Below are 8867 nucleotides of genomic sequence, written 5' to 3'. Positions count from 1 at the left end.
ATCGGTGACGGTTTCCTTTGCCATTAGCGCTCTCCTTTTAAATCGCCCATGAGAGCCAAGTCTAGATGCCCCTTAACGCACCGCAAGCGAAACGCTTTAAATCTTTAGCCTTTCAAACCTTTGTTAAAACAAAATAATTTTATGAGTGATAATTAAAGAAATCGGCAAATGCTTTTACCATCGTAAAACTAAAAAAGTGGAATCTTTATCGGTTTTTTGCTTATTTCACTATTTCGTACAATAAAGAAGAATAACCATCTAACTGCTCAAGTCTCTTCACTGGCCTACTAGCGATAGGCTTTTGGCAGACATTGCCGCCGTTTTCGGTTATTTTGGCAGCCCTCTTTTACCCAAAATTAACGGCTATAAATGCAAGATTTACTCAATGAGATCGCAAGGGCAATGGCCGCCGAAACCGAGCGTGGCAAGGTGGCCGACTATATCCCTGAGCTTGCTCATGCGGACCCCCAAAAATTTGCCATTTCACTTGCTACAGTGGAAGGCGCACGCTACTCAGCCGGTTGTGCCACCACTCCTTTCTCGATTCAGAGTATTTCGAAAGTGTTTACGCTGACGATTGCGTTGGGAAAAATGGGCGATGCGCTTTGGTCCAATGTAGGCCGTGAGCCATCGGGTGATCCGTTTAACTCTATCGTTCAACTTGAGCACGAAGGGGGCAAACCGCGGAATCCCTTTATTAATGCCGGAGCGATAGCAGTCGTTGACGCCATCATGATGGGTCATGAACCCAAGGAAACGCTTGCCGAACTGCTAAGCTTTGTGCGCTATATCGCGGACGACGACAGCATCTGCTTTGACCATACTGTCGCTGCTTCTGAAATGGAGCACCGCGACCGCAACGCCTCGCTTGCCCACTTTATGAAAGCATTTGGCCGCCTGCGCCATGATGTCGATAAAGTTCTGGGCACCTATTTTCACCAGTGCGCCATTGCCATGAGCTGCCAACAGCTTGCTCATGCAGGGCTATTTTTGGCGTCTGATGGCGTTAACCAGCCCAGCAACATTCGCGTCGTCTCCCCTCAACGGGCTCGGCGTATTAACTCGTTGATGATGATGTGCGGGCATTACGACGCCTCAGGTGAATTTGCTTTTCGGGTGGGGCTACCAGGAAAAAGTGGCGTCGGTGGCGGCATCCTGGCAATCGCCCCAGGCCAAGGCGCCATTGCTGTCTGGTCACCAGGCCTGGATGAATATGGCAATAGTCTGCTGGGCACGAAAGCACTTGAAATGTTTGCTCAACGCACCGGCTGGTCAGTGTTTGGGCATTGATCTGATCGTTTTTACTCCTTCAAGTCATCACTCACAATCTGGTTAGTAATAAAAAACTACAATATTTCTACCTTGCTAACCAGACAACATCCTACTGATGGTAAAACTGCCATCAAATTCTTGCCAAATTTACATCTCCTCGACATCAGTTCGTAACAGTCCCTCGCTAGGCTGACACCCAACCAATGAGATCGATCTCATTTCACCAATAACAGGTGCTGGCATGGCAGATTTACTCAGCGTGGCAAAACTCGCCGGCGTCTCTCGAGCAACGGCCGCACGCGCTTTTTCAACCCCTGATTTAGTACGCGACACAACGCGGGAAAAGGTCTTCCATGCAGCTCAACAGCTTGCATTTAGGCCTAACAAAGTGGCTCAGCAGTTGCGCTTACAAGCAACGCAAATGATTGGCGTCATGGTACCTAGTCTTGATAACCCGGTATTTGCGGAACAGCTTCAAGCCATGGAAGTAGCCGCTCGGGCCTGCGGGTATTCACTTATTGTTACGACGAGTGAATACGATGCCAGTCGCGAGAACGACATTGTCGAAGAGATGTTACGTCAGCGAGTTGATGGTTTGGTGCTAACAGTGGCTGAAGCTGATAAAAGCGTCGTGCTTGCTCAGCTACGTCAAGAAACTACGCCTTGCCTGCTTGTTTATAACCCTCCCGGCAAAAGCGGTTTTCCCTCTGTCGGCGTTGATAATCACGCCGCTAGCGAAGCCGCCACCCACTACCTTATTTCGCTGGGTCACCAGCAAATTGGCATGGTCGCCGGCCCATTACTGCAATCCGACCGTGCGCAACATCGTTATGAAGGCTATCGCCTTGCCATGCAGACGGCTGGGCTACCCCCATATCCACTCATTGAAATGCCTCGTCACACCCAAGCAGACCTGAAAAGTCTAGCGCCGCATTTACACGGCACAGATGGACTCAGTGCGCTGATTTGTACCAATGACCTACTCGCTATCAGTTTGATAGGCGAACTACAACGAGCCGGGCTTTCGGTACCTAGCGATCTATCCGTTATGGGGTTTGACGGCATTGCCTTGGGAAAATATCTCTATCCCTCGCTTTGCACCGTTGAGCAACCCCGTGCGGATATTGGTCGTGCAGCCATTCACACGATGTTGAACATGATTCGGGGTGAAAGACCCGTTCTTACCCCCCTGCCCTATGTATTACGAAAGGGCGAAAGTGTCGGAGCTCCGACAACCAGAAAGACCCCACCAGGTATTTCATCGAGGAGTATCACATGAACGTTAAGCATCTATATCAAGCGCTATTGGCCACTACGCTGATCAGCGCTTCAAGTAGCGTGATGGCTCAAAACAGTGATAATGCTATTTGCTACAACTGCCCGCCCGAGTGGGCGGACTGGGGCACACAGCTACGCCTGATTGAGCAGGAAACCGGCATCCGGGTACCACAAGATAATAAAAACTCCGGCCAGTCACTGGCACAGCTAGTGGCAGAAGCCAATAGCCCTGTTGCTGATGTGGTCTACTACGGAGTGACGTTTGGTATCCAGGCGATGGAAGCCGACGTCGTTGAGCCTTACCAGCCAGCCCATTGGGATGAAATACCTGAGGGCCTTAAAGACCCTGACGGTAACTGGTTTGCCATTCACTCAGGCACGCTTGGCTTTATGGTCAACGTTGATGCCTTGGATGGCGCCCCCGTTCCTACCTCTTGGGAAGACCTGCTCAAACCTGAGTACCGGGGCATGGTGGGCTATCTTGATCCCGCCAGCGCTTTTGTTGGTTACGTGGGGGCAACCGCGGTTAACCTAGCGATGGGTGGCGATCTTAACGACTTCACCCCCGCCATTGATTACTTCAACCAGCTCGCCGATAACGCCCCTATCGTTCCGAAACAAACCAGCTACGCCCGCGTACTTTCCGGTGAAATTCCGATTCTACTGGATTACGACTTCAACGCTTACCGTGCCCGCTATAGCGATGGCGCCAACATCGACTTTGTGATTCCTGAAGAAGGCAGTGTCGTTGTGCCCTACGTCATGAGCATGGTGAAAGATAGCCCTAACCCGGAAAACGGCCGTCAAGTGCTTGATTTCGTACTTTCCGATCAAGGCCAAGCGGTATGGGCAGATGCATATCTACGCCCGGTACGCGAAGAGGCTATCTCAGCAGAGGCCCGTGAAGTCTTTCTGCCCGATAGTGATTACGCCCGCGCCGTCACGGTAGATTATGACGCCATGGCCAATGCCCAGCGCAGCTTCTCCGAGCGGTATCTTTCGGAGGTTCGTTAATCATGGCAGTCATATCCAAGCAGCCCCTAGGGGCTGCTTATTCAGCCACCCGAGCAATAAGCCAAACCCCGAAACGTAAAAACTTCATTGCAGTATTCGCCTTAGCGCCAGCACTAGCCGTATTTTTCGCTTTTTGGCTACTGCCGTTTTCTCGTCTGATTCTAATGGGCGCTGAAGCCGATCGTAGTAGTGGTATCAGTGCTTATCTCACCATTCTTACCCATCGACAGTACTTAATTAGCCTCGTCACCACCGTCACAATCTCCTTTACCGTCTCACTTGTTGCCGTGGGCATCGCAGGCATAGCCGGTTTTTTTTTGGCACGCCACCGTTTTATAGGTAAATCGATATTGGTCGCGATTCTCACCTTTCCACTTGCCTTTCCAGGCGTGGTAGTCGGCTTTTTAGTGATTATGCTGGGTGGTCGTCAGGGGGCTTTGGCTCAATTAAGCCTGTGGTTATTCGATGAGCGCTGGATGTTCGCTTATTCACTTGCTGGGCTCTTTATAGGCTATCTCTATTTTTCCATTCCACGCGTCATCACCACGGTAATGGCGGCTTGTGAAAATTTAGACCAAAGTCTTGAAGAGGCTGCCCGTTCGCTGGGGGCAAACTCATGGCAAGTTACTAAAGATGTCATTGTGCCGGGTATTGCGCCCGCTTTACTTTCGACCGGCGCTATCTGCTTTGCGACCAGCATGGGGGCATTTGGTACCGCTTTCACGCTCGGCACGCGACTGAGCATTTTACCTCTCGATATTTATGGCGAATTTACCAACTACGCCAACTTCGCCATGGCAGCCGCGCTATCTGTTGTGCTTGGGCTTATTACCTGGGTCGCATTAAGTCTGGCCCGCAAGTTGGCGGGCGGCAATGTAGGAGCCCCCGTATGAATCCACGTATCAGATTCTTCCTACAGCTGAGTTTCACTCTGCTGGTTTGCCTCTTCATGATCATCCCCGTGGCCATGTCCGTCATGGCTGGGCTAACCGAGAACTACTTTGTTGGCCTTAAAAGCGGTTTGACGCTGCGCTGGGTAAGTGAGGTATGGCAGCTTTACTCCAACACAATCTGGCTTTCTATCAAGCTGGCGCTGGCCTGTTTGGTGATTACAACGCTGATTAGCGTGCCCGCGGCTTATGGTTTGCTACGCAGCCGCCGCCGCTGGGCCAATGCGATTGAGGAACTGCTCCTGCTACCGGTGGCCGTGCCAGGCCTTGCCACTGCCCTCGCTTTACTACTTGCCTACGGTAGCTACCGGGAATTTCGTGGAAGCTGGCTATTCATTTTGGTAGGCCATGTACTTTTCACTCTGCCATTTATGGTGCGAGCCGTGCTTTCTGTTATGCAAACCGCGCGTCTACCGCTGCTTGAAGAAGCGGCAGCAAGCCTAGGAGCCAACTTTCGACAACGCTTTTTTGCGGTGGTGATTCCCAACTGTCTTAGCGGTATTTTGGCGGGCGCGCTGATGGTCGTCACCCTATCAATTGGTGAGTTCAACATTACCTGGATGCTGCATACCCCGCTTACAAAAACCCTTCCGGTAGGCCTAGCCGATAGCTATGCCTCCATGCGCCTTGAAGTGGGGTCGGCCTACACACTGATCTTTCTAGTGATGATTGTCCCACTGCTGGTGGCTATTCAATGGGCCGGGCGGCTTTCCAGCCCACGCCGTTAAGCAACCAGAACATCTAACTCGCCCCGTCGCCAAGAGATAACCCCGAGATCGATATGAGTTCATCCGTCAGCATCACCCTAACCCAATGCAGCCGTACTTTTTCAGGTAACCACAAGGCCCTGCAACCGCTAGATCTCCACATTAACGCAGGAGAAACCTTAGTGTTACTTGGGCCGTCTGGATGTGGCAAAACTACTACACTGCGCATCATCAGCGGCCTTGAAAGCCCGGATAAGGGCGGTCGCGTCCAATTTGGCGAACAGGATGTGACTGCCCTGCCTATTGAAAAGCGCGATGTCGGCATGGTGTTTCAAAACTACGCCCTATTTCCCAATATGAGTGTTGCCGACAACATTGCCTACGGTCTGAAAATACAGCGCTTGCCCCGTTCTGAGATTGAGCAACGGCTGGCCGAGGTCATGCGCATGGTGGATCTGGAAGGCTTTGGCGAGCGGCGTATTGATGCCTTGTCAGGTGGGCAAAAACAGCGCGTTGCCCTAGCGCGCGCCATTGCCGTTCGCCCCAAAGTGCTGCTATTTGATGAACCCCTTGCGGCCCTGGATGCCAAGTTGCGCGACCGGCTGCGCCTGGAAATCGGCCAGCTGCTGCGCGAGCTGGGCACAACCGCGGTTTATGTGACCCATGATCAAGACGAGGCGATGGCCTTGGGAGACCGTATCGCAGTGATGCAAACCGGGAGAATTGCACAATTGGGTACGCCCCAAGAGATTTATCACCAGCCCGCCAATGCGTTTGTGGCCGACTTTATCGGCGCGGTGAATCGCTTGGAAGTCATCGGAAAAGGGGATGATGGTCACCTCACGGTGCAAGGCGGTGAATTGACCGCGCCTCACCTACAAGAGGCACTAAGCGTTTACTGTCGTCCAGAGGATATCGAGGTGGTCGCTCTAGCGGATGCCCAAGTAAAAGGCCGCATTCTACAAAGTATTTTTCTAGGGCAGTCTCAGCAGTTAATGGTTGATACAGGTGGCGCTACACCGATTCAGGTTAAGGCATCATCGCGCCAGCTTTGGCCCACCGGCGCCGCTATTGGTTTGAACCTGCCCTCGCAAGCGCTTTTTCATCCAGAGCTAAGTCATTCAAAACTAGCCGCCACAAGCGCCAAGGAGCAGGCCAATGGGTAAATCTTGTCTTATCGCTCAAATCAGTGACCCGCATATCAAAGCTGGCGGGCGCCTTTCCTATCGTCAAGTGGATACTGCCGATGCTCTACGCCAAGCCATTCAAACGCTCAATCAGCTAATGCCACGCCCCGACTTGGTACTCATTAGCGGTGACCTGGTCGACTTTGGCCACCCCGATGAGTACGCGACGTTTAAACAGATTTTGGCGGAGCTAACGCTGCCGGTTTATCTGATCCCCGGCAATCATGATGACCGCGAGCACTTGCGTGCTGCTTTTCCCGAGCATGACTATCTCTTTCAAGACGCTCATTATTTACAGTGGGTAATTGATGACTACCCAGTACGACTAGTAGGGCTCGACTCCTCCGTGCCGGGCGAGCCTTACGGAGAGCTAAGCGAGGAAAGCCTGTGCTGGCTGGATAAAACCCTGGCCGAACAGCCGCAAACCCCAACGCTGGTGATGCTCCATCATCATCCATTTATCAGTGGCATTGATCATATGGACCGCCAGCCTCTTAAGCAGCCCCACTCGCTGGCCGAGATAATTAACAAGCATGCCCAGGTTGAACGCGTGCTTTGCGGGCATGTACACCGCACTATTCAGGCACGCTTTGGAAATACGTTAGCCATCAGCTGCCCTGGAGTTTCGCATTATGTCAGCCTGGATCTAACCCCAGACGGCCCTTCCCGTTTCCAATTAGAGCCGCCAGGGTATTTACTACATCAATGGTCAGCAGAGGCAGGCATGGTGACGCACCAAGGTTTTATTAAACAGTACCCGGGCCCTTATCCGTTTTACGACGCTAACGGTCTAATTGACTAATACACGCTTCATACACCGCTAAATCCCCGGCAGAAAAGCAGCAAAACGTAACCGCCTCAACGGTAGAGCCCTGCCTTAGAGCCTCGCTCACCGCTGAGACAGCAATCCGTGCAGCTTCTTCAATAGGATAACGGTATACGCCGGTACTGATGCTCGGAAATGCTACCGAGCGTGCGTTTACCGATTCAGCCAGAGCCAAGCAGCGCTGATAGCAAGACGCCAATAATTCAGCTTCGCCGCGTGTTCCGCCGTGCCATACAGGGCCAACGGTATGGATAATAGTACGCGCTGGCAGTTTAAAGCCTTCGGTCAGTTTTGCATCGCCAGTGGCGCAGCCACCCAGCGTTCGACAGGTATCAAGTAGTTCCGGTCCGGCCGCACGGTGAATGGCGCCATCTACGCCTCCGCCACCCAGTAATGAGGTGTTAGCCGCGTTAACAATGGCATCAACATGAAGCGTAGTGATATCAGCTTGTATCGCGATAATGCTCATTTACAACCTCCTTGTTGGCTATTTAGATGCACCGAGCGGCTCCACTTCAGGTGTTAAGTGCGCCAGCTCCCAGGCCTGCACCATCTGCTTTTTAGCGACGCCCCAACGGTAGCCGCCTAACGCCCCGCTTTGCTGGATAACACGGTGGCAAGGAATCCATAACGCAATTGGGTTAGCACCCACCGCATTGCCTACGGCTCGCGACGATTTAGGCATGCCCAACGCTTGAGCAATATGCGTATAGCTTGCCAGCTGGCCTTCAGGAATGGTGAGTAGTGCTCGCCATACTGCGACTTGGAAATTGGTACCGGTCACGTGAAGCGATAACGTACCAGGTTTTGTTTTAGAAGTTGCCAATAGCGCATCAACCACATACGCCGTCGCCGCTGGGCGATGATTGAGCGAGCTTCGCGGCCACTCCTTGGCAAGCCGCGCCAGCAGTTCATCGGCGCTCGTAGCATCCACAAAGCCCATACGGCAAACGCCGCGCGGAGTCACCGCTACTAGCACGCTGCCCAAGGGCGTTGCATGCACGCCGTACTCGATACAGACGCCCTCCCCTTGACGTTTATGCTCTCCAGGCGTCACCGCTTCTAACTGCACAAAGTGATCATAAAGCCGAGAGCCACCGCTCAGCCCAAGCTCATGGGCAACATCCAGTAATGCCCGCGGCTCTTTTAATAACTGCTTACCCCGCTCCAGGGTGAGCGCCTGCAAAAAGCGCTTGGGCGAGATACCTGCATAGCGGCAGAACAGACGCTGAAAATGGTAGGCGCTTAAATGCACATGAGCCGCAACCTCTTCCAAACTGGGTTGCAATACCGCCCGCTCGACCATGTAGACCATCGCCTTTTCGATACGCGCATAATCATCCATTGCCGGTTCCTCTGTGTGATACCGAAGCTCTCCTAGCTTAAGCGCTCCCTAGCGGCCTGCCGACCCGAATCTTGCGCATATCATTTTTATACAATACCCCGTCGCCACATCATCGCACACTCCCCTTACTGTTTAGGAGGATCACAATGTGCATTTCGCTATTACTCCCCATGTCAGCTTTTGCTCTTGCCGCATCCATTTCCCCAGGCCCCGTCAATTTGATATGCCTCAGTAGCGGCACCCATTACCCTATTGTTAAAGGGTTAATCTTTGTGACAGGAGCCACAC

The 8867-nt window shown here is 52.6% G+C and carries 9 protein-coding genes and 1 pseudogene; 8 read left to right on the top strand and 2 right to left on the bottom strand.

Features of this window, described 5'->3' with window-relative positions; all coding sequences use genetic code 11:
• The first annotated feature begins 369 nt into the window (after window positions 1-369).
• The 7 genes from ACT3R4_RS17910 (at window position 370) to ACT3R4_RS17880 (ending at window position 7210) form a co-directional block, all read left to right on the top strand.
• Window positions 370-1290 carry a glutaminase gene (locus ACT3R4_RS17910; RefSeq protein ID WP_441680187.1) on the top strand — a complete coding sequence of 307 codons (921 nt, stop codon included), beginning with the start codon at window positions 370-372 and terminating at the stop codon, window positions 1288-1290.
• Between the two features lie 223 nt (window positions 1291-1513).
• Window positions 1514-2551 (top strand): substrate-binding domain-containing protein, encoded by a 1038-nt coding sequence (locus tag ACT3R4_RS17905; RefSeq protein ID WP_441680185.1) that lies wholly within the window; start codon window positions 1514-1516, stop codon window positions 2549-2551.
• Window positions 2548-3564: an ABC transporter substrate-binding protein gene (locus tag ACT3R4_RS17900; protein WP_441680183.1), complete on the top strand. Its 1017-nt coding sequence runs from the start codon at window positions 2548-2550 to the stop codon at window positions 3562-3564. The genes ACT3R4_RS17905 and ACT3R4_RS17900 overlap by 4 nt, the downstream gene beginning before the upstream one ends.
• Before the next feature lie 2 nt (window positions 3565-3566).
• A complete protein-coding gene (locus tag ACT3R4_RS17895) occupies window positions 3567-4457 on the top strand; it encodes an ABC transporter permease (protein WP_441680181.1) in 891 nt (296 codons plus the stop codon).
• A complete protein-coding gene (locus ACT3R4_RS17890) occupies window positions 4454-5242 on the top strand; it encodes an ABC transporter permease (RefSeq protein ID WP_441680180.1) in 789 nt (262 codons plus the stop codon). The genes ACT3R4_RS17895 and ACT3R4_RS17890 overlap by 4 nt, the downstream gene beginning before the upstream one ends.
• 53 nt (window positions 5243-5295) lie before the next feature.
• Window positions 5296-6387 carry an ABC transporter ATP-binding protein gene (locus ACT3R4_RS17885; RefSeq protein WP_441680178.1) on the top strand — a complete coding sequence of 364 codons (1092 nt, stop codon included), beginning with the start codon at window positions 5296-5298 and terminating at the stop codon, window positions 6385-6387.
• Window positions 6380-7210: a phosphodiesterase gene (locus ACT3R4_RS17880; RefSeq protein WP_441680176.1), complete on the top strand. Its 831-nt coding sequence runs from the start codon at window positions 6380-6382 to the stop codon at window positions 7208-7210. Before ACT3R4_RS17885 ends, ACT3R4_RS17880 begins: the two co-directional genes overlap by 8 nt.
• Here the strand turns inward: ACT3R4_RS17880 and ACT3R4_RS17875 are convergent.
• Both ACT3R4_RS17875 and ACT3R4_RS17870 read right to left on the bottom strand, forming a co-directional pair.
• Window positions 7191-7703, bottom strand: a complete 513-nt coding sequence (locus ACT3R4_RS17875) for an O-acetyl-ADP-ribose deacetylase (protein ID WP_441680174.1) — start codon at window positions 7701-7703, stop codon at window positions 7191-7193. The genes ACT3R4_RS17880 and ACT3R4_RS17875 overlap by 20 nt on opposite strands.
• An 18-nt stretch (window positions 7704-7721) precedes the next feature.
• Window positions 7722-8579, bottom strand: coding sequence for a methylated-DNA--[protein]-cysteine S-methyltransferase (locus tag ACT3R4_RS17870; protein WP_441680173.1), 858 nt, complete (start codon window positions 8577-8579; stop codon window positions 7722-7724).
• 146 nt (window positions 8580-8725) lie between these two features.
• Here ACT3R4_RS17870 and ACT3R4_RS17865 point away from each other — a divergent pair.
• Window positions 8726-8867 (top strand): annotated as a pseudogene (locus ACT3R4_RS17865) (LysE family translocator); the annotation flags it as partial.

The organism is Halomonas sp. AOP7-E1-9, from assembly GCF_052376035.1.
In the GTDB taxonomy this organism is placed as follows: Bacteria; Pseudomonadota; Gammaproteobacteria; order Pseudomonadales; family Halomonadaceae; genus Vreelandella; species Vreelandella citrativorans.
Note: the sequence above shows the minus strand (reverse complement) of the source record. Positions and strands in the feature narration are given on the sequence as shown.